Annotated in this window: 16 protein-coding genes and 3 tRNA genes; 11 read left to right on the top strand and 8 right to left on the bottom strand. The window is 40.0% G+C overall.

Annotated elements, in window-relative coordinates:
- Positions 1-157 precede the first annotated feature (157 nt).
- Positions 158-1,006 (bottom strand): bifunctional methylenetetrahydrofolate dehydrogenase/methenyltetrahydrofolate cyclohydrolase FolD, encoded by an 849-nt coding sequence (gene folD / locus MP622_RS01760; RefSeq protein WP_016167035.1) that lies wholly within the window; start codon positions 1,004-1,006, stop codon positions 158-160.
- Between the two features lie 152 nt (positions 1,007-1,158).
- Here folD and MP622_RS01755 point away from each other — a divergent pair.
- The 3 genes from MP622_RS01755 (at position 1,159) to MP622_RS01745 (ending at position 2,591) form a co-directional block, all read left to right on the top strand.
- Positions 1,159-1,232: transfer RNA gene (locus MP622_RS01755), tRNA-Cys, on the top strand.
- A 13-nt stretch (positions 1,233-1,245) separates the two neighbouring features.
- Positions 1,246-1,331: transfer RNA gene (locus MP622_RS01750), tRNA-Leu, on the top strand.
- Between the two features lie 573 nt (positions 1,332-1,904).
- Positions 1,905-2,591, top strand: a complete 687-nt coding sequence (locus MP622_RS01745; protein ID WP_243792211.1) for a hypothetical protein — start codon at positions 1,905-1,907, stop codon at positions 2,589-2,591.
- A 41-nt stretch (positions 2,592-2,632) separates the two neighbouring features.
- Here the strand turns inward: MP622_RS01745 and MP622_RS01740 are convergent, their stop codons facing one another.
- Complete coding sequence (locus tag MP622_RS01740; RefSeq protein ID WP_243792209.1) at positions 2,633-4,417, bottom strand: alkaline phosphatase D family protein; 1,785 nt, start codon at positions 4,415-4,417, stop codon at positions 2,633-2,635.
- A 210-nt stretch (positions 4,418-4,627) separates the two neighbouring features.
- Here MP622_RS01740 and MP622_RS01735 point away from each other — a divergent pair.
- Positions 4,628-4,713, top strand: a tRNA-Leu gene (locus MP622_RS01735).
- Positions 4,714-4,796: 83 nt separating this feature from the next.
- Here the strand turns inward: MP622_RS01735 and MP622_RS01730 are convergent.
- The 5 genes from MP622_RS01730 to rlmE form a co-directional block, all read right to left on the bottom strand.
- Positions 4,797-5,111, bottom strand: coding sequence for a DUF5713 family protein (locus tag MP622_RS01730; RefSeq protein ID WP_016167038.1), 315 nt, complete (start codon positions 5,109-5,111; stop codon positions 4,797-4,799).
- Between the two features lie 122 nt (positions 5,112-5,233).
- A complete protein-coding gene (locus MP622_RS01725) occupies positions 5,234-6,709 on the bottom strand; it encodes a VWA domain-containing protein (RefSeq protein WP_243793431.1) in 1,476 nt (491 codons plus the stop codon).
- Positions 6,710-6,961: 252 nt separating this feature from the next.
- On the bottom strand, positions 6,962-7,813 hold the full coding sequence (folP, locus tag MP622_RS01720; protein ID WP_243792207.1) for a dihydropteroate synthase: 852 nt from the start codon (positions 7,811-7,813) through the stop codon (positions 6,962-6,964).
- 141 nt (positions 7,814-7,954) lie between these two features.
- Positions 7,955-9,844 carry an ATP-dependent zinc metalloprotease FtsH gene (ftsH, locus tag MP622_RS01715; RefSeq protein WP_044737919.1) on the bottom strand — a complete coding sequence of 630 codons (1,890 nt, stop codon included), beginning with the start codon at positions 9,842-9,844 and terminating at the stop codon, positions 7,955-7,957.
- A 136-nt stretch (positions 9,845-9,980) separates the two neighbouring features.
- Positions 9,981-10,631: a 23S rRNA (uridine(2552)-2'-O)-methyltransferase RlmE gene (gene rlmE / locus MP622_RS01710; protein WP_044737920.1), complete on the bottom strand. Its 651-nt coding sequence runs from the start codon at positions 10,629-10,631 to the stop codon at positions 9,981-9,983.
- Positions 10,632-10,816: 185 nt separating this feature from the next.
- On the opposite strand from rlmE, the gene yhbY reads away from it, so the two are divergent.
- Both yhbY and MP622_RS01700 read left to right on the top strand, forming a co-directional pair.
- Positions 10,817-11,140: a ribosome assembly RNA-binding protein YhbY gene (yhbY, locus tag MP622_RS01705; protein ID WP_016167043.1), complete on the top strand. Its 324-nt coding sequence runs from the start codon at positions 10,817-10,819 to the stop codon at positions 11,138-11,140.
- A gap of 9 nt (positions 11,141-11,149) precedes the next feature.
- Complete coding sequence (locus MP622_RS01700) at positions 11,150-11,689, top strand: DOMON-like domain-containing protein (protein ID WP_243792205.1); 540 nt, start codon at positions 11,150-11,152, stop codon at positions 11,687-11,689.
- 73 nt (positions 11,690-11,762) lie between these two features.
- On the opposite strand, the gene MP622_RS01695 is transcribed toward MP622_RS01700, so the two are convergent.
- Positions 11,763-12,218: a hypothetical protein gene (locus tag MP622_RS01695; protein ID WP_016167045.1), complete on the bottom strand. Its 456-nt coding sequence runs from the start codon at positions 12,216-12,218 to the stop codon at positions 11,763-11,765.
- Positions 12,219-12,544: 326 nt separating this feature from the next.
- Here MP622_RS01695 and carA point away from each other — a divergent pair, with 326 nt between their 5' ends.
- The 5 genes from carA to MP622_RS01670 all read left to right on the top strand — a co-directional run bounded on the left by carA (position 12,545) and on the right by MP622_RS01670 (position 19,262).
- On the top strand, positions 12,545-13,687 hold the full coding sequence (gene carA / locus MP622_RS01690) for a glutamine-hydrolyzing carbamoyl-phosphate synthase small subunit (protein WP_243792204.1): 1,143 nt from the start codon (positions 12,545-12,547) through the stop codon (positions 13,685-13,687).
- Between the two features lie 15 nt (positions 13,688-13,702).
- Complete coding sequence (gene carB / locus MP622_RS01685; protein ID WP_243792202.1) at positions 13,703-16,936, top strand: carbamoyl-phosphate synthase large subunit; 3,234 nt, start codon at positions 13,703-13,705, stop codon at positions 16,934-16,936.
- 93 nt (positions 16,937-17,029) lie between these two features.
- Positions 17,030-17,506 carry a transcription elongation factor GreA gene (gene greA / locus MP622_RS01680; RefSeq protein WP_016167048.1) on the top strand — a complete coding sequence of 159 codons (477 nt, stop codon included), beginning with the start codon at positions 17,030-17,032 and terminating at the stop codon, positions 17,504-17,506.
- 201 nt (positions 17,507-17,707) lie between these two features.
- The gene (locus MP622_RS01675) at positions 17,708-18,580 is read left to right on the top strand and encodes a class I SAM-dependent methyltransferase (RefSeq protein ID WP_243792200.1); all 873 of its coding nucleotides are present in this window, start codon (positions 17,708-17,710) and stop codon (positions 18,578-18,580) included.
- Between the two features lie 55 nt (positions 18,581-18,635).
- Positions 18,636-19,262: a CatB-related O-acetyltransferase gene (locus MP622_RS01670; protein ID WP_044737925.1), complete on the top strand. Its 627-nt coding sequence runs from the start codon at positions 18,636-18,638 to the stop codon at positions 19,260-19,262.
- Positions 19,263-19,422: the final 160 nt, after the last annotated feature.

Genomic DNA, 19,422 nt, shown 5'->3' with positions numbered 1-19,422 from the left:
AAGTAATAATCGACTTAGTAAACCTACGCAATCACTTAAAGCAACTTAAATAGAGGGTTTTTCGACAACGCCTAAATTTCTCTTAAATGAAATCTATCCCATAAAAAAAGCTGTATAGTTTTATGCTATACAGCTTTTTAGAAGCATACTTAAAGTATTAACCTAAAGCTTTCTCCGCTGCTTCAACTGTTTGACGAATTAAAGTCGTAATGGTCATTGGACCTACACCACCTGGAACAGGCGTATAAGCAGATGCAATCTCTTCAATACCAACCAATTGGATGTCACCTACACCACCGCCATCACGCGGATGGAAACCAGCATCAACCACAACAGCACCTTGCTTAATCCAGTCTTTTTGAATCAGCTCAGCTTTACCTACTGCACCCACAATAATATCGGCTTGTTTAACAAACTCAGAAAGGTTTTGAGTACGTGAATGGCAAATCGTTACTGTTGCATTTGCTTCCAATAACATTGCAGCCATTGGTTTGCCTAAAATTGCAGAACGACCAACAACCACAGCATGTTTACCTGCAATTTCAATGTTGTTTTCTTTTAGGATGGTCATAATTCCCGCTGGTGTTGCAGAACCATAAGCCGCTTCACCCATTGCCATACGACCATAGCCAAGGCAAGTTACACCATCTACATCTTTTTCTAAAGAAATGGCATCGAAACATGCACGCTCATCAATTTGCTCAGGCACTGGGTGCTGCAACAAAATACCGTGCACATCAGGATTAGCATTTAATTTTTCAATTTCAGCCAATAATTGTTCAGTTGTTGTTTCTTTCGGCAGTTCAACTTTTAATGAATCCATACCGACACGACGGCAGGCATTTCCCTTCATACGCACGTAAGTCGCTGATGCACCATCATCACCAACCAAAATCGTTGCCAAAATTGGGGTACGACCTGATTTTGCTTTTAACGCTTCAACACGGGTTAACAAGTCAGTTTCAATTTGTTTAGCCAACGCACGACCATCTAAAACTAATGCCACAGCACATCTCCAAGGTAGATATGAATCAATTTTGCAAATAATACATGATTATTTAGGCAATTTTATTCTACATGCTGATTTTATGTGCATATGCACGATTTAAAGTATTGTAATTTTTTTAAAGGTTGCTAATATGTGCATCAACAAGACATGGCGGGGTGGCAGAGTGGTCATGCAGCGGACTGCAACTCCGTGTACGCCGGTTCGATTCCGACCTCCGCCTCCAATCTTGTTAAAACGCCCGGGTGGTGAAATAGGTAGACACAGGGGATTTAAAATCCCCCGCCCTCAAAGCGTGCCGGTTCGAGTCCGGCCCCGGGCACCATTTTAATACTTCTTAAAATGGTGTAATAAAGAATCCAGCGAAAGCTGGTTTTTTTATGTCTAAAATATCTCCCATTACTCTATCCAGCAAAGTTAAATTTGACAAAATGCTGTAGCGAGTATTACACGTAGGCCTTTAACTCCCGAAAGAAATCCAGTAATACATCCTATGCTTTAGACCAGTGATAGAAATTGAAAAGTGTAAATCCGTATTGTCATTTCTTTAATAATAATCTGTTTGAAAAATGATATTAGATCATCAAAACCACCACCTTTTGGCATATCTGATTGCTAAGTAATAACAAATAAAAAAAGCAGCTCCCAAGGTTTATGCAAATTATGTAATGCCGCAGCAGTAACTCTCATAAAATATGAGAATCAATTATAGTTTTTTTAAGTATGTTAATTCGATTGCGTCATGGTTTTACTTCACGATCAAATTTTAAACTCTTCTAATCGATTTTAAGATCAGTTAAACAAAAAGTGCATTTCTGATTTATAATGCCGTAACTTTCAAGTACGCATTTTTATGGTCAGTGATAAGCAGGCAGCACTTTTTTTAAAGCCGTTACAAATGCAGTATCCCGCAGCATTTAAACGTAATTTTGTATTTTATGGCATGCTCAAAACCAAAGGTTTAATGGATGAAATCAAAGAGTTTATCCCTTGGATTTTAGCGATTATGATTTTTGTTTCTCTATCCATAAGTCTAGGACATTATTTCGAAATATATTTTCCTCGCTTTACCCCCTTTCAAGCACATGGCTTTGCTGTATTATGCTTTATGTTGTTATTTATGCTGTACGTTCCAATTGTGCTCAAACAAATGAAACACAGCTCAACTTCTTGTTATGAACAACAACAACATGCACCCATTAAAATCGCTGCATTAATTACTCTACAAGCAATTAATATCGCATTTATTGAAAGTACTTTTCTGCAAATTGTGCTGTTTTTCTTTGCTATGGGTTTTGGCTTTGTGAAGTTTTATAAAGAAAATCTTTTTCGCAACAGCGTAACTCACGTTGGACTGTATTATTTACAGGAATTAAGACGTTTTAATTTCTGGAGCTATAAACAGACAGTTAAACTCAAATTTATCCTTCAATTTACAAGAAAAGATACTGAGAAATATCAGCAAAAATTAAAACAATTACAGCACTTTCATGCTTTGCATTTAAAATCTATGCATATGGAACAGCAACTTTGCCAAACACACAAATATCAAGATTTAGAAAACTATTTGGATAGCTTGATGTAATAAAAAAAACTGGGATTTTTCCCAGTTTTTTATCATTTCATTTAAGCCGATTGTGGTAATGATTCTAGCACTTGTAGCTGCGCATTGAATATCAACTGATATCCTCTGGTTTCATCAACCACATAACTTTTTTGCTTGATACTATCAACAAAAACCCAATCAGCTTGCATATTCTGTTCAGTAAAACTCACCAATAGATAGCCACGCTGATTCAAATTACAATAAGCTAAATCGTTAATCAGTGTTTGAAAGGCATATTCAAATTGCTGCAATTGTGCCAAAGGAATACTTAAATATTTTTCCAAGCCAGGTGAAGAAACAGAGCTCGTCGCCAATTCGACACCAACCACGTCTTGATCCTTGCTCAGTAATTCAGAATACCAAGCATTATGTGTATCCCCCGCCAGAACTACAACTTTCTTATTCAATGTTTTAAGTGTGGCATACAACACTTCTCGTTCATAAAAATAACCATCCCATGCATCCAGATTATAAGGTGCTAATGTATTTACCCGCACCTTTTCCAAATCTGTCAATGTAGGATCACCTGCTTGTGCACGCAATTTAATGCTCACTAACTCTGTAATTTGCGCATTCATTTTTGTAAGCGTTTCAGCACTGACTGAGCCACTGGTAATTTCCGCCAAAGATAAAAGCAACTCAGCAGGAATAAACATCTTTGACATTAAAATTTGTTGCCCCAATACGTTCCACTGCGCATTGCTTTGCATCATTTTCTGCAACAACCAATCACGCTGCTCATAGCCAAGCAAAGTTCGGTCTTGTGCTAACAAATCTTGCTGAAACTGCACCGTATTTAAGCCCTGCGCCGTCATATAATTGGCATAATCCAATTGCTGATCACGCGCAATAATTCGAGTGTCCAACATGGTGAGCTGTACCAATGAACCAAAATTAAACTGACGATAGATATGTAAATGATCATCCTCTGAAACAGGACGAATAGGCATCCACTCAAAATAAGCTTGTAATGCCGCCAGTTTACGCTCTGAGAACTTACCTTCAATTTGTGCCTGAGCTGTTGCCTCAGTATGATTCTCTGCTCCATTACGCCATGTATCATTAGCTAGCTCATGGTCATCCCAAATCACAATAAAAGGGTGTCTCTGATGTAATGCTTGTAAATCCGCATCTTGACGATACAAAGCATAACGTTTGCGATAATCTTCCAAGCTCAATATTTCTTGCTGATTATCTGCTGCCAGTAAGCGTCCTAACTGTTCCGAATCTTCTGTCGCATAACCATTTTGACCATATTCATAAATATAGTCCCCCAGATGCAGCACTACATCAACATCTTGTTTAGCCATTTCACGATACACATAAAAATAGCCTGCGGGATAATTGGAACAGGAACAAACAGCTAATTTCACCTGATTGGTTTGCAACGGCAAGGTTTTGGTTTGCCCAATCGGTGAAACCGTCTGCCCAAAGCGGAAACGATAGAAATAACGCTGCTGTGCGTGTAAGCCAGTAACATCTACTTTTACAGTAAAATCTTGTGCTGGGCTGGTTTGTACTTTTCCTGAGGTTTTAATTTGAGTAAATTGTGCATCTAAAGCAACTTCCCAAACAATTTCTAAGCGGGCTTGCACATCACTAGGTGTAGCACGCGTCCAAATAATGACGCGGTCTTGTAAAGGGTCACCACTGGCCACACCATGCTCAAATTGAACGCTCACACCCGAACCTGAAGAATCATCCGAGTCATCACCACATGCGGTGAGTGAAATAGGTAAAGAAACTGCACCAAAACCCGCTAAAGTTTTTTGAATGAGTTCACGGCGCGTTAAAGTATTTGTCATTTTTTTAATCCACTACAAACGTGAGTTAAAAATAGGCAATAATTATTTAATGATGATCTCAATTACATGAACATATGATGACAATAAAAACTAGATTGGCGTTGAAATTGTGATTTTTTTGAGCACAAGCTTCTGAATTGTCTGAAAATAAAGCAAATACAAAGAAATAGTCTTGCAAAGAATAAATTCGTACTCTATTATTGCGCTCATGCCCGGGTGGTGAAATAGGTAGACACAGGGGATTTAAAATCCCCCGCCCTCAAAGCGTGCCGGTTCGAGTCCGGCCCCGGGCACCATTTTAATACTTCTTAAAATGGTGTAATAAAGAATCCAGCGAAAGCTGTTTTTTTTATATCTAAAATAAATAAAAAAGAGAGTGTTACCACTCTCGATTTGCAATCAACTCTTCCATTTCTATATCGAAATGACCGTGCTCCTGCACCACCATCATCATCGCCTCAGCAATATAATCCGCAGCAGTATCATCTAACGATGAATCTAAATCTTCAAATTGTGGTTTCATTTCATTAATTGCCACAACTGCTTCATTAGCAAAACGATAAATTTCGGCTGTGCTTTCTTTCACCTTTGCGACTTTCTTAGCAAATTGCACAATGCATTGTTGTACTTCAGCCACCAATACATCAGGGTAATAATCATCATCAAACATTGGGAGAAGTAAATCTGCAAACATACAGCCACTCAAAACTACTTATAAACGCGAGCCTATATAGCATAAAGATGAACATTTACCAAATAAAAAATGGGCAGTATAAATACTACCCAGTTATCTTAATAAGAAAATAACGTGAATACTTAGGGTTTTACAGACTCCGCACTTAAGCTTTTTGCCGCTTTCACCAAGTCTATAAATTCGGCACGTAAGCCAAATTCATCTGGTAAAGCCGCACTTTGAGCTAATTTTAAAATATCATCCCACTTCATATTGGCATTATATTGCCCACCACGTAACTGTTGAGCATAAGATGCAACCGCAATAGCAAAACGCGTATCTGAAGATGCCTGTGCTAATGCCACGCTACGTGCTGGTACAGGTTGACTCAGTAAAACACTTTGACTTTTTTGTGGTTGTTTATAACGCACATTCACATAAGCGTATTCTTGTTTATTAGCTTTAGATGAATTACTTGGTGCTTGATAGCGTGATTCACTTAGCCAACCTTTCTGACCGACAGGAATAACTTCGTATAGGGCTGTGACCGTATGCCCCGCACCAATATCTCCCGCATCGACACGATCATTATTAAAATCTTCATTCTTTAATACACGATTTTCGTAGCCAATTAAGCGGTATTCTTTAACCGTAGCAGGATTAAATTCCACCTGAATTTTTACATCTTGAGCAACCGTTGCCAATGTTGAACTCAGTTGTCGCTGCAATACTTTTTCTGCTTCACGCTCATTATCAATATAACTATAGTTGCCATCGCCCGCATCAGCCAATTGTTCCATCAACTGTTCATCATAATTGCCTGTTCCAAAACCAAAGGTAGAGAAAGAAATCCCTGATTTTCTTTTCTCAGCGATCATCCCCTTTAAGGTTTCAAAATTGGTAATTCCAACATTAAAATCACCATCCGTTGCAATTAGAATTCGATTGATACCACCCTGAATATAAGACTTTTGTGCTTGTTCATAGGCCAATTGAATTGCTCGCTCGCCCGAAGTAGCTCCATCCGCTTTTAATCGGTGAATAACTTTTAAAATTTTATCCTTGTTTGCACCAGAAGTGGGTGCCAATGCCAAATCTTCACCACTCGCATAGGTCACAATGGTGACTTTATCTTGTGGACGCAATTGCTCAGTGAGTAAAGTTAGGGTCTTTTTGACTAAAGGCAGTTTATTTTCCGCATCCATACTTCCCGAAACATCCACCAAAAATACCAAATTAGCAGCTGGTAATTGTTTCATTTCCAAGTCTTTGGCTTTAATACCAATTTTTATAATCTTAGCATTTGGCTGCCATGGCGAATTCACAACCTCAGTATTTACAGAAAATGGATGCTGTCCTGTAGGATTGGGATAATCATAGTTGAAATAATTCACCATTTCCTCAATCCGAACTGCATCTACAGGGGGCAACTGACCCTCACGTGTTAAAAACCGCCTTACATTGCTGTAACTCCCCGTATCCACATCAACACTAAAGGTAGAGACGGGCTGTTGTGCAACAACATATACTGGATTGGTTTCTATTTTTTGATAGTTTTCAGTATTCTCAATAGGTTGGGGCATACTTTCATAAGCATTTACCATTGAGGGTGCTGGCATTCCCACTTCCACAGCTGCCATTTTGCCCATAGACATCTGTTGAGCAGGCATTTTCCCACAAGCCACCAACAATAAACCACTCAGGCTCACAACCAACAATTTCGGTTTCACAATCATCATTATTCCCATGTTATTTTATTTTCAAGTATTTAACAAACTCATCTACATCTTTACAGCACACACTTACTGCGTGACAACCCAAAAAGATTAAAGCAATAATCCTTTTATTTCTTTGAAAAATTCAATCAACAACTAAGCCAATTGCATAGCTTGCCACACTTTAATTGCATCCGACATCGCTTTAACATCATGTGCACGCACCATACATGCGCCTTGCTGAATGCTAAGTAAATGTGCAGCGACTGAACCTATTGCTCGTTGCCCTGCATCAGCTCCTCCTAATGCTTCACCAATAAAACGTTTACGTGACAACGCAGAGAGAATTGGATAACCCATAGCATTCAACTTCCAAAACTCCTTGAGCAATTTAAGGTTTTGCTGAGCATTTTTAGCAAAACCAAAACCTGGATCAATCAAAATATGCTCAGGCTTCACTCCAGCAGCCAATGCATCATCAATCCTTTGCTGTAATTCAGCCATCACATCTTCCGTGACATTTTGGTATTGGTCTAAATTATTCATGGTGGTTGGCTCACCGCGCATGTGCATAATAATAATTGGTATATTGAGCTCAGCAGCAGTTTGAAGAGCTTGAGGACGAGTTAATGCCCGCACATCATTCCAAATATGGGCACCTGCTGCTACAGCTGCACGAATGACCTCTGGTGCTGAAGTATCAATAGAAATGATCACATCATGTTGTGCAAGTGCTTTCACTACAGGAATCACTCGACGAATTTCTTCATCCACATCAACCATCGCTGCGCCTGGACGGGTAGATTCCCCACCCACATCAATTACTGTCGCACCCTCAATGATCATCTGTAATGCACGTGCTACGGCTGCATCCTTGGTATTATGCAACCCACCATCACTAAAAGAATCAGGTGTCACATTCAAAATACCCATTACCCTTGGTATAGACAAATCTAAACTTAAACGACCACAGGTTAAAACGCGATTTGGCAAGAGCATAAGCTGCATGAAGATACTCCAGAAACAAGTATTCCTAGTGTAACAATTCAGGGGGATCTCTGGCTGAAAAGTTTTAAGTTAAACTCCATTCAAAACAGCAGTACAAAAAAAGAGCCTCTTAATAGAGGCTCTTTTTATTAACTTTTAAAATTAACTTGCTGGTAGTGGTGGTGGAGTAGATGGACCATTTGTTGGCGTCACATCAATCACTGGGTTCTCAGCAACATACACTTTTGGTGGTTGTGGTTCACGACCTTCCATAATGTCACGGATTTGTTCTCGATCAATGGTTTCCCATTCCATCAAAGCTTTTACCATAGCATGTGCAATATCTTTGTGATTTTCTAAGACTTCACGTGCTACACGGTACTGCTCATCCAAAATACGACGTACTTCTTCATCTACTTTTTGCTGTGTAGCTTCTGAAATGGTACGGCTACCAACATTACCAAAGAAACCGTTTTGGTTTTCATCTTCATAAACCATCACACCAAGCTTGTCCGACATACCATATTTGGTCACCATCGCACGTGCCATTTTAGTTGCACGCTCGAAGTCGTTCGAAGCACCAGTAGATTGTTGGTTAATAAAAATTTCTTCAGCAATACGACCACCAAACAAGATTGAAAGTTCATTCAACATCTTGTCTTTATAGTGGCTAATTTGGTCTTGTTCAGGTAACTGCCAAGTTACACCCAATGCCCAACCTCGTGGCATAATTGTGACTTTATGAACAGGGTCTGTACCTGGCAAAATTTCAGCAACAATGGCATGACCAGCTTCATGGTAAGCCGTTGCACGACGCTCTTCTTCACGAAGAACCATCGATTTACGCTCTGGTCCCATGTAAATTTTATCTTTCGCATCTTCAAAGTCATGCATATCAACCGTATTTTTATTACGGCGAGCAGCAAACAATGCAGCCTCATTCACCAAATTTGCCAATTGTGCACCAGAGAAACCTGGCGTACCACGTGCAAGAACTTTTAGATCTACACCAGTCACAGAAGGTAATTTTTTCAAGTGAACATTTAATATTTGCTCACGACCTTTAATATCTGGAAGACCCACCATGACTTGACGGTCAAAACGACCAGGTCGTAGTAAAGCTTTATCTAATACATCTGCACGGTTCGTTGCAGCAATAACGATAATACCTTCATTACCTTCAAAGCCATCCATTTCAACCAACATCTGGTTCAAGGTTTGTTCACGTTCGTCGTGACCACCACCTGTACCCGAACCACGATGACGACCTACGGCATCAATCTCATCAATGAAAATGATACATGGCGCATGACGTTTCGCTTGTTCGAACATATCACGGACACGTGATGCACCAACACCCACGAACATCTCAACGAAGTCAGAACCAGAAATACTAAAGAATGGAACTTTTGCTTCACCCGCAATAGCTTTTGCAAGTAAAGTTTTACCCGTACCCGGTGGACCCACCATTAAAACGCCTTTTGGAATGGTTGCACCTAGACGTTTAAACTTCGCAGGATCTTTCAAGAAGTCTACAATTTCAACCACTTCTTGCTTTGCTTCATCACAGCCTGCTACATCCGTAAATGTAATTTTAATTTGGTCTTCAGAAAGCATTTTTGCTTTTGACTTACCAAAACTCATTGGGCCGTTTTTACCACCTGCTCCGCCACCCATGTTGCGCATAAAGAACATGAATAACAAAATGATTAAAAGTACAGGAAAGCTTGCAATCAGAAGTTGCATCAACACACCTTGACGTTGTGGTGCAGTTCCTTCAACGACAACATTGTTTTTAATCAGGCTAGGCATCAATTCAGGATCTTGCACCGCCGGACGGATACTTTCAAATTCAGATCCATTTGATTTAGTGCCACTAATTCTTTCACCATCAATTGTGACTTGCTTAATTTGACCAGCATTCACCGCTGTAACGAACTCTGAATAGTTCATTGCAGTTGGCTTATCACGGTCACTGATGTTACTGAAAATCAAAATCAGCACACCGAGTATAATGAGCCACAAGACGGCATTCTTGAAGAGATCGCTCAAAGCTTTATTCCCATATCAATCTAATTTGATCATGCCCAAGGATGGGTGACCTTAATAATGTAAGCTGTAAACCCAGCTGTTCAATAATGTAAAAAAGTACAAAATGCACAATTTTTAACGCGTTGGCAAGTAAACTTTATTTCAAAGCCTTCTTGCGCCCTTGGCCGATTAAAAAAACTTCTTTCGAACGAGCACGTGATGCAGCTGGCTTAGCCGTCTTCAACACGTCAAAACTATCGACCACTTGTTTACGGAATTCGTCAAAGCCTGAGCCTTGGAAAACTTTCACCACAAACTGCCCATTTGGTCCTAAAACCTTATTGGCAAAATCTAATGCAAGCTCACAAAGGTAGATTTGACGAGGTTGATCTACAGCTCTATTACCAGATGTATTGGGGGCCATATCAGAAATTACAACATCAACAACACGCCCATTTAAAATATTTAACAATTTTTCGAAGACTTCTTCCTCACGAAAGTCACCTTGTAAAAAAGTTACATCTGGTAAAGCATCCATTTCTAAAATATCCGATGCAATGACTAAACCTTTGTCACCGACCAGTTTTCCAGCGATTTGAGACCAACTTCCAGGAGCAGCCCCCAAATCCACCACAGTCATACCGGGCTTAATAATTTTATATTTTTCTTGAATTTCCAATAGCTTATAAGCAGCTCGCGCTCGATAACCTTCCTTTTGTGCTTTTTTCACAAAGGGATCATCAAGATGTTCTCTCATCCACGCACGACTACTTTTGGATAATTTTTGGTTGGTAATGCGTGTTGCCATAACTCTCTATGTGTATAAAAACTTCTAATTTTTTATTGTACGTGAAAAACCAAGTGCTTGCAGTATACATCTGTATCTAAATCGACTTTATCCTGCTGTTTTTTTCAATCAACAAGATCGATTATTTCAACCGCTTCAACTCAATTTTGCTATACTAGGTCGTTTTTAAAATTAGGTTATCTTTCATGGCGGCTTTATCTATTCAGGAACGCAAGCGTTTACGTCAAATTGGTCATGCCCTTAATCCTGTAGTAATGATTGGTGGGCAAGGTTTGACTGAAAATGTCGTTGAGGAAACTAACCGTGCATTAAATGATCACGAACTTATCAAAGTCAAAATTGCTGGTGAAGATCGTGAAGCACGTGTAGCTGTTATTGCTGAAATCTCGGAAGTGACAGGCGCTGAAGTCGTGCAAACGATTGGTAAAATTGCCCTGCTTTATAAAAAAGCAAAGCAACAAAATCCAAAACTTTCGAACCTTGTTCGCCACGCACATTTATCTAAGTAATTTCAATTTATGGCAAGCTACGAGCTCAGTGCATTTGATCGCCGCTTCCAAGCGATTTCAGTGGTCGGCGCGATTGAACAAGTCAGCCCTTTTACACTGAATGTCGGTTTTTGGATTCGAGACCCGAACCAGTGGATTGAGTGGCCTGCATTGGTTGCTGCTCATCCTCGTCAGGATTTTCTTTGGGAAAATACCTGCTTTGAGATTTTCATTGGTGTGAAACACGAAGATTTTTATCGTGAAATCAATTTATCACCTTCTCAAGCATGGCAAGTTTATCAATTTGAAGAATATCGTTATCCTGAAGAGATGCCTCCACTTGCTGCGTATGATATTGAATTAAATCAGCTTAAGCGGACGCACTATGGACTGAATGTTAGTTTAGATTTAACAGAATTTATGCTGAAGTATAAATTGAAATGGTCTGACTTATTTATTGGTTTGACGGCTGTACTGAAAACCGCCCAAGGTGAACAGTTCTACGCCATGCAGCATAGCAGTCCGAGTGCTGATTTCCATAATAAACGTGATTGGCTTCATCTATTCTAAAGCAGTTTAACTCCTCTCCTTTTACAAGGAGAGGTGAAGATTGTGACTTAAACACTTTTATTTATGAACGCGCTCAAGATACATCTTTACTTGATACTTTGTTCCAGGCTTCAAGCGTATGCTCTTTAGAACGTTTAAAAGTTTCAGTGAGTTGATCTTTGTGCTTAACCGAAATCTGACTCACATCATCCTTTAGCTCTTTACCAAATTTACTCAAATCTTCAATCACGGCGTTGACTTCCGTTTTCACAAAGTCTTTTAAATCTGTTAAATCTTTCTGCGACAAATTTAACTGAGATTTTAAACTTTCAATGCGCTGCAATACATCTTCTTTGAGTTGACGAATTTGGTCTTGCACCGTTGCGTTTAATTGCTTCGCTTCCTCGGTCACTTTCTCTTGAGTCTCAACGACCGCTTCCGTTACTTGTTGTTTGGCCTGTTTTGCTACTTTCTCAAGTTTTTCTGAACTTTCAGACACAACTTCTTTAAGTGATTCTGTAGCTTCTGTTGGTTTTTTTTCTGCTGTCATAATACACAACCTATTCTTATTTAGTGAGAAGACTGCAAGCTTAACTGGTGTTGATCAAATTTAAATCTTGATTTGTCAGACAATTCTTAATTGCTTACATTTTTTATTTTGCTCAACAAAACAGCTTTTGAATAAAAGCAAGCCTTTTATCTTTTTATTATTTCGTTTTGACGTGGACTTTTTCACAGTTGGTGCGTATAATGCGCTGTTAAGTTACAAGCGAGCAGACGCAAGGGAGGATAGGTTTTTTTACGGCCTTCCTTTTTTTTCGTCTACTCGCTTTTTTACAGCCCTATTTTTTGTGGTTTTAGTTCAGGAGCTTTGGTTTGAGCATCCCCGCCATTTTAGCCCTCGCCGACGGTACAATCTTTAAAGGTACCTCTATCGGCGCAACGGGAAGTACGACTGGTGAAGTCGTTTTCAACACAGCCATGACTGGCTATCAAGAAATTTTGACCGATCCAAGTTATGCACAACAACTTGTGACATTAACTTATCCACATATCGGTAATACAGGTTGTAACTCTGAAGATGCAGAGTCTGGCCGTATTCATAAAGTGTGGGCAAACGGTTTAATTATCCGTGACTTACCTTTATTGCATAGTAACTTCCGTGCAGAACAATCTCTTGGCGAATACCTTGTAGAGCACAATGTCGTTGCAATTGCAGATATTGATACACGTAAATTAACACGTATTTTGCGTGCCAAAGGTGCGCAGAATGGTTGTATTCTAGCTGGCGAAAATATTACTGAAGAAGAGGCTTTAGCAAAAGCTCGTGCATTCGGTGGCTTAAATGGTTTAGATCTTGCTAAAGAGTGCTGTGATCCTGAAGGGTTCGAATGGTCTGAAGGTTCTTGGGTTCTAGGTCAAGGTTTTACTCAACCTGAACACAAATTTCATGTTGTTGCATACGACTACGGTGTCAAAACCAACATCTTGCGTATGCTTGCAGACCGCGGTTGCAAACTCACTGTTGTTCCTGCACAGACTCCTGCAGAGAAAGTACTCGCGTTAAATCCAGATGGCGTGTTCTTATCAAATGGCCCTGGCGATCCTGCTGCATGTGACTACGCTATTGAAGCTGTAAAAACAATTATAGAGGATGCTCGCAACGTACCTGTATTTGGTATTTGCTTGGGTCACCAAATTCTTGCACTCGCTTCTGGCGCTAAAACAGTGAAAATGCCACATGGTCACCACGGTGCAAACCATCCAGTACAAAACATTGAAGATGGTACTGTGATGATTACTTCTCAGAACCACGGCTTCGCAGTTGATGCAGAAACTTTACCTGCAAACCTGAAAGCTACGCACAAGTCTTTATTCGACCAAACCTTACAAGGTATCCATCGTTTAGACAAACCAGCGTTCAGCTTCCAAGGTCACCCTGAAGCAAGCCCAGGTCCACATGACTGTGCCCCATTGTTCGATCATTTTATCGAACTTATTGAAGCATCTAAGAAGTAATTAAGGAGCGAAATAATGCCTAAACGTACGGATATTAAAAGCATCTTAATTATTGGTGCTGGTCCAATTGTGATTGGTCAGGCCTGCGAGTTTGACTACTCAGGTGCACAAGCTTGTAAAGCCCTTCGTGAAGAAGGCTACCGTGTTATTTTGGTGAACTCTAACCCAGCGACCATTATGACTGACCCATCAATGGCTGATGCAACCTATATTGAGCCGATTACTTGGCAAACTGTTGCACAGATCATTGAGAAAGAACGCCCAGACGCAGTTCTTCCAACGATGGGGGGCCAAACTGCATTGAACTGTGCCCTTGCACTTGATGAGCATGGCATTTTAGAAAAATTCAATGTTGAATTAATTGGTGCAACCAAAGAAGCGATTGAAAAAGCGGAAGACCGTAAACTTTTCGATATCGCGATGCGTAAAATTGGCCTTGAATGTCCAAAAGCTGACATTGCTGAGTCAATGGAACAAGCTTTAGAAATTCAAGCGCGCTTTGGCTTCCCTGTGATTATCCGTCCATCATTCACAATGGGTGGTTCAGGTGGTGGTATCGCCTACAACAAAGAAGAATTCATCGAAATTTGCGAACGTGGTTTCGATCTTTCTCCAACTAAACAATTATTGATCGATGAATCTTTAATTGGTTGGAAAGAGTACGAAATGGAAGTTGTTCGTGACAAAAACGACAACTGTATCATCGTATGTTCGATTGAAAACTTTGACCCAATGGGCGTGCACACAGGTGACTCAATCACTGTTGCTCCTGCACAAACTCTAACGGACAAAGAATACCAGTTGATGCGTAATGCTTCTTTAGCAGTTTTACGTGAAATTGGTGTGGAAACAGGTGGTTCTAACGTTCAGTTCGGTATTAACCCGAAAGATGGTCGTATGGTGATCATCGAGATGAACCCACGTGTATCTCGTTCATCGGCTTTAGCATCTAAAGCAACTGGTTTCCCAATTGCGAAGATTGCAGCAAAACTTGCTGTAGGCTATACCCTTGATGAATTGAAAAATGACATCACTGGCGGTACAACTCCTGCATCATTCGAACCTGCGATTGACTACGTCGTAACTAAAATTCCACGTTTCAACTTCGAAAAATTCCCACAAGCGGAACCAGTATTGACGACACAGATGAAATCTGTGGGTGAAGTCATGGCGATTGGCCGTAACTTCCAAGAATCGATGAACAAAGCTCTTCGTGGTTTAGAAGTTGGTGTTTGTGGTTTCGATGAAAAAATCGAAGTCGGTGCTGAAGGTGCGCGTGAAAAGATTCTGGTTGAACTTAAAGTTCCAGGTCCAGAGCGTATTTGGTATGTTGCGGATGCATTCCGCCACGGCTTCACTTTAGATGAAGTGTTTGAAGCTACCAAAATTGACAAATGGTTCTTGATTCAAATCGAAGACATCATCAAAACTGAAAATGAAATTAAAACTTTAGGTTTTGGTGATTTAACTGCTGAAAACATCCGTTCATTCAAACGTAAAGGTTTATCTGACCTTCGTATTGCAAACTTGATGGGTATTTCGCAAAAGCAATTCCGTAAGCATCGTTGGAACTTGGGCGTCACTCCAGTTTACAAACGTGTAGATACATGTGCCGCTGAATTCGAATCTGATACAGCCTACATGTACTCAACTTATGACGAAGAGTGTGAAGCAAACCCGTCAACTAAAGACAAAATCATGGTCATCGGTGGTGGTCCTAACCGTATTGGTCAAGGTATTGAGTTTGACTACTGCTGTGTACACGCTGCTTTAGCTATGCGTGAAGACGGTTACGAAACCATTATGGTGAACTGTAACCCTGAAACAGTTTCAACTGACTATGACACTTCTGATCGCTTGTACTTCGAACCGATTACACTTGAAGATGTATTAGAAATCGTTCGTACTGAAAAGCCAAAAGGCATTATCGTTCAGTACGGCGGTCAAACTCCGTTGAAATTGGCACGTGCTTTAGAAGAAGCGGGTGCTCCAATTATCGGTACATCTCCTGATGCTATTGACCGTGCAGAAGACCGTGAACGTTTCCAACAAATGATTCAACGTCTGCAATTACGTCAACCAAACAACAGCATTGTAAAATCTGCTGAAGAAGGTATCTCTGAAGCTGCGAAAGTGGGTTACCCACTGGTTGTTCGTCCATCCTATGTATTGGGTGGTCGTGCAATGGAAATCGTATATAACGAAGATGAATTAAAACGCTACCTTCGTGAAGCAGTTCAAGCGTCTAACGAAGCGCCTGTTCTTCTTGACCACTTCCTTGATGATGCAACTGAAGTCGATGTTGACTGTGTATCTGATGGTAAGAATGTGGTGATTGGCGGGATTATGCAGCACATCGAACAAGCAGGTATTCACTCAGGTGACTCAGCATGTTCAATTCCTCCGTACTCTCTTTCACAAGAAGTCCAAGACGAAATGCGTCGTCAAACTGTCGCTATGGCAAAAGAGCTTGGCGTAATTGGTTTAATGAACGTTCAATTTGCAGTGAAAGGCAATGACATTTATGTACTCGAAGTGAACCCACGTGCATCACGTACTGTTCCATTCGTATCAAAATGTATTGGCGAATCTTTAGCAAAAGTTGCTGCACGTTGTATGGCGGGTCAGTCTTTAGAATCTCAAGGTTTCACTAAAGAGATTATTCCAACTCACTTTGCTGTAAAAGAAGCTGTCTTCCCATTTGCTAAATTCCCTGGCGTAGACCCAATGCTTGGCCCTGAGATGAAATCTACAGGTGAAGTGATGGGTGTAGGTAAAACATTTGGTGAAGCATTCTACAAAGCAGTGCTTGGTTCAAATGAACGCTTACCAGGTTTACCAACAGAAGGCGAAGTTAAACACGCATTCTTGTCTGTACGTGAATCTGACAAGAAATACATCGTTGATATTGCGAAGAAACTTGTTTCTTTCGGCTTCAAACTTGTAGCTACTGGTGGTACACATGATGTACTTAGCCAAGCAGGTTTAGCATGTGAACGTGTAAATAAAGTAACCGAAGGCCGTCCGCACATTGTAGACCGCTTGAAAAATGGTGAAATACACCTTATTGTCAATACCACTGAGGGCAAACGTGCTCAGTATGACTCAGCAATGATTCGTCGTGCTGCGTTACAAGGTAAAGTGTATTACACAACCACCATTAACGGTGCTGAAGCAGTTTGCCAAGCATTTGGAATCCAATTACCAATGGATGTATATCGTTTGCAAGATTTACAAACCGTAGTTTAATTCGTTTCCGATAAGTCCCGTCACCTTATCGGTGGCGGGCTTTTTTCATTTATAAACCTGTATTTTTTACACTCACAAACTTGAGGGACAACAATGCAACGTTATCCTATGACTCCCCAAGGCAAAGAAGCCTTAGAGAAAGAATTACATCAATTAAAAAGTATTGAACGTCCACGTATTACAGCAGCCATTGCTGAAGCACGTGAACATGGGGATTTAAAAGAAAACGCGGAATACCATGCTGCACGTGAGCAACAAGGTTTCTGTGAAGGTCGTATCCAAGACATCGAAGGTAAATTGGGTGCAGCTCAAGTTATTGATGTAAAAGAACTTGAACAAAATGGTCGTGTTGTTTTTGGTGTAACGGTGACGATTGAAAACTTAGATACCGAAGAACAAAAGACGTATATGATCGTGGGTGATGACGAAGCAGATTTCAAAATTAATAAGATTTCCGTCAATTCTCCAATTGCACGTGGTCTTTTAGGTAAAAGTGAAGGCGACGAAGCAAAGATTCAAACACCAAATGGCGAAGTTGAATACGAAATTGTGAGCGTTGAATATCTCTAATTTTATGTAATTAGCGATTCAAGCCCCTCTTTTGAGGGGCTTTTTCATAAACTAAGACCATGAATATCTAAAATCTCGGTATGTGCAATCAGCTCTAATACAAAATGAGCAAAATTGCCAGTTCAAGGAGCTTAATGACTATTGTAGATTTAGCCCATTCCTTTAAAGTAAACCCAATAAAAAATTAAGACTATCAAAAATATGAAAACTGGACACGCGAGTAAAACTGCCGAAGCTGCAGCCGCAATTCGTGCTAATCATTATCTGAATAATACAAATCCTGTTTTTTCAGATCCCTATGCTTGGAAAATGACCAGTTCTGGATGGCGTACTTTACTTTCCAATCCGTTGTTTATGAAAACCTTCAATTCACGACTATTTAACCGTAGCTTTGGATTATTAACTGCCCAAGTTACAGGACGTTCCATTTATGCTGAGGACTGGCTATCAGAAGCCATTGAGCTTGGTATACAACAATATGTCATCATTGGTGCTGGATTAGATTCTTTTGTTTTACGGCAAGCGGCACTCTATCCTGAATTAAAAATCTATGAACTTGATCATCCAAATACTCAAGCCTTGAAAATTAATAAATTGAGGCATTTAGGAAAAATTCCAAACAATGTGGAATTTGTTCCTATTGATTTTGAGAATGAAGCCATTACTACTGCATTACAGCACAGCAGCTTTGAGTCTAAACAAACCAGCTTTTTCTCTTGGTTAGGTACTACACACTATTTAAAACCCGAAATAACGTTAGCAACCTTACAAAATATTGCCTCCTATGCGGCACCAAATAGCGAATTGGTATTGGACTATTCTCTAGACTATACAACGCTGAAAGGGATAGAACGTGTGGGCGTACTTGCCCTATCTAAATTTACCCATATTTTAAATGAGCCCATTGTTGGGGCGTTAAACACCGAACATTTGCATCAAGCTTTATTTCAAATGGGATACATCGTATTGGAAGATTTGTCTGGTAAAGAAATTACAGAACGGTACTTTCATCAGCGGGCAGATGGCATACAACATACTCAAGCAACGCATTTACTTCGCATCATGATTACATAGAAATTTCTGGTAAGTCATATACAATGACATCATTTCTTCCAACCTAAAACATTGTATGTCTGAACCTTTGATTAACTCCCCTGTCAAACACTGGTGCGAATTCGAATTCATCTCAAAAACCGTGAAGAATCCGAATATTCATATCAAAGGGAATTATTCATATTATTCAGCCTATTGGGACCAAGGTTTTGAACGTTGTGTCGTGCGTTATTTACATGACAAACCTTCTACGCCCGAAAAACCAATTGACCAACTTTATATTGGAAATTTTGTCTGTTTTGGTGCTGAATGCATAATTATGATGGGAGGAAATCAACTGCATCGTACCGACTGGATTTCAGCCTTCCCTTTTGATACGCGTAGTTTTGTCCCTGCTGGAAATACTATTATTGGCGATGGTTGCTGGATTGGCTCTCGTGCCATGATTATGCAAGGGGTTACACTAGGTGAAGGGGCTGTGGTTGCGACGGGTGCTGTAGTCACTAAAGACGTGCCACCTTATGCGGTTGTAGGTGGTGTACCTGCAAAAATTATTAAATACCGATTTCCAGAAGATGATATTCAAAAACTGCTTGCCCTCAAACTTTATGACTTAGATGAAAAGCAGTTTTTAAAAATGCGCGAGCAATTGCAGACGAATGATGTAGAAGCCCTAATACAATACCTCTCAAAGAGTAGTTGAGTGAATCAATTCAAGCATCTTAGTTTTCAATAAAGTTCGCTGCCTAGATACAATTCCTATAATTTTCGCCCCCCTTCTTTTCTCTTTTTAATAGCCATTTCATTTTTCTCACAATTTTTACCCGACTTTAGTACAACAATGCATACTTTTTAGGCAAAAA

The sequence above is a fragment of the Acinetobacter sp. PK01 genome (assembly GCF_022819285.1).
GTDB lineage: Bacteria > Pseudomonadota > Gammaproteobacteria > Pseudomonadales > Moraxellaceae > Acinetobacter > Acinetobacter tandoii.
The sequence above is the reverse complement of the archived record's forward strand: the minus strand, read 5'-3'. Positions and strand labels throughout refer to the sequence as shown.

Bases quoted from the DNA above. Each gene is read 5' to 3' on its own strand.
- MP622_RS01745 (WP_243792211.1), top strand. From the start codon at position 1,905: ATGCAGTATCCCGCAGCATTTAAACGTAATTTTGTATTTTATGGCATG.
- MP622_RS01740 (WP_243792209.1), bottom strand. From the start codon at position 4,417: ATGACAAATACTTTAACGCGCCGTGAACTCATTCAAAAAACTTTAGCG.
- MP622_RS01730 (WP_016167038.1), bottom strand. From the start codon at position 5,111: ATGTTTGCAGATTTACTTCTCCCAATGTTTGATGATGATTATTACCCT.
- MP622_RS01725 (WP_243793431.1), bottom strand. From the start codon at position 6,709: ATGCCAGCACCCTCAATGGTAAATGCTTATGAAAGTATGCCCCAACCT.
- folP (WP_243792207.1), bottom strand. From the start codon at position 7,813: ATGCAGCTTATGCTCTTGCCAAATCGCGTTTTAACCTGTGGTCGTTTA.
- rlmE (WP_044737920.1), bottom strand. From the start codon at position 10,631: ATGGCAACACGCATTACCAACCAAAAATTATCCAAAAGTAGTCGTGCG.
- yhbY (WP_016167043.1), top strand. From the start codon at position 10,817: ATGGCGGCTTTATCTATTCAGGAACGCAAGCGTTTACGTCAAATTGGT.
- MP622_RS01700 (WP_243792205.1), top strand. From the start codon at position 11,150: ATGGCAAGCTACGAGCTCAGTGCATTTGATCGCCGCTTCCAAGCGATT.
- MP622_RS01695 (WP_016167045.1), bottom strand. From the start codon at position 12,218: ATGACAGCAGAAAAAAAACCAACAGAAGCTACAGAATCACTTAAAGAA.
- carB (WP_243792202.1), top strand. From the start codon at position 13,703: ATGCCTAAACGTACGGATATTAAAAGCATCTTAATTATTGGTGCTGGT.
- greA (WP_016167048.1), top strand. From the start codon at position 17,030: ATGCAACGTTATCCTATGACTCCCCAAGGCAAAGAAGCCTTAGAGAAA.
- MP622_RS01675 (WP_243792200.1), top strand. From the start codon at position 17,708: ATGAAAACTGGACACGCGAGTAAAACTGCCGAAGCTGCAGCCGCAATT.
- MP622_RS01670 (WP_044737925.1), top strand. From the start codon at position 18,636: ATGTCTGAACCTTTGATTAACTCCCCTGTCAAACACTGGTGCGAATTC.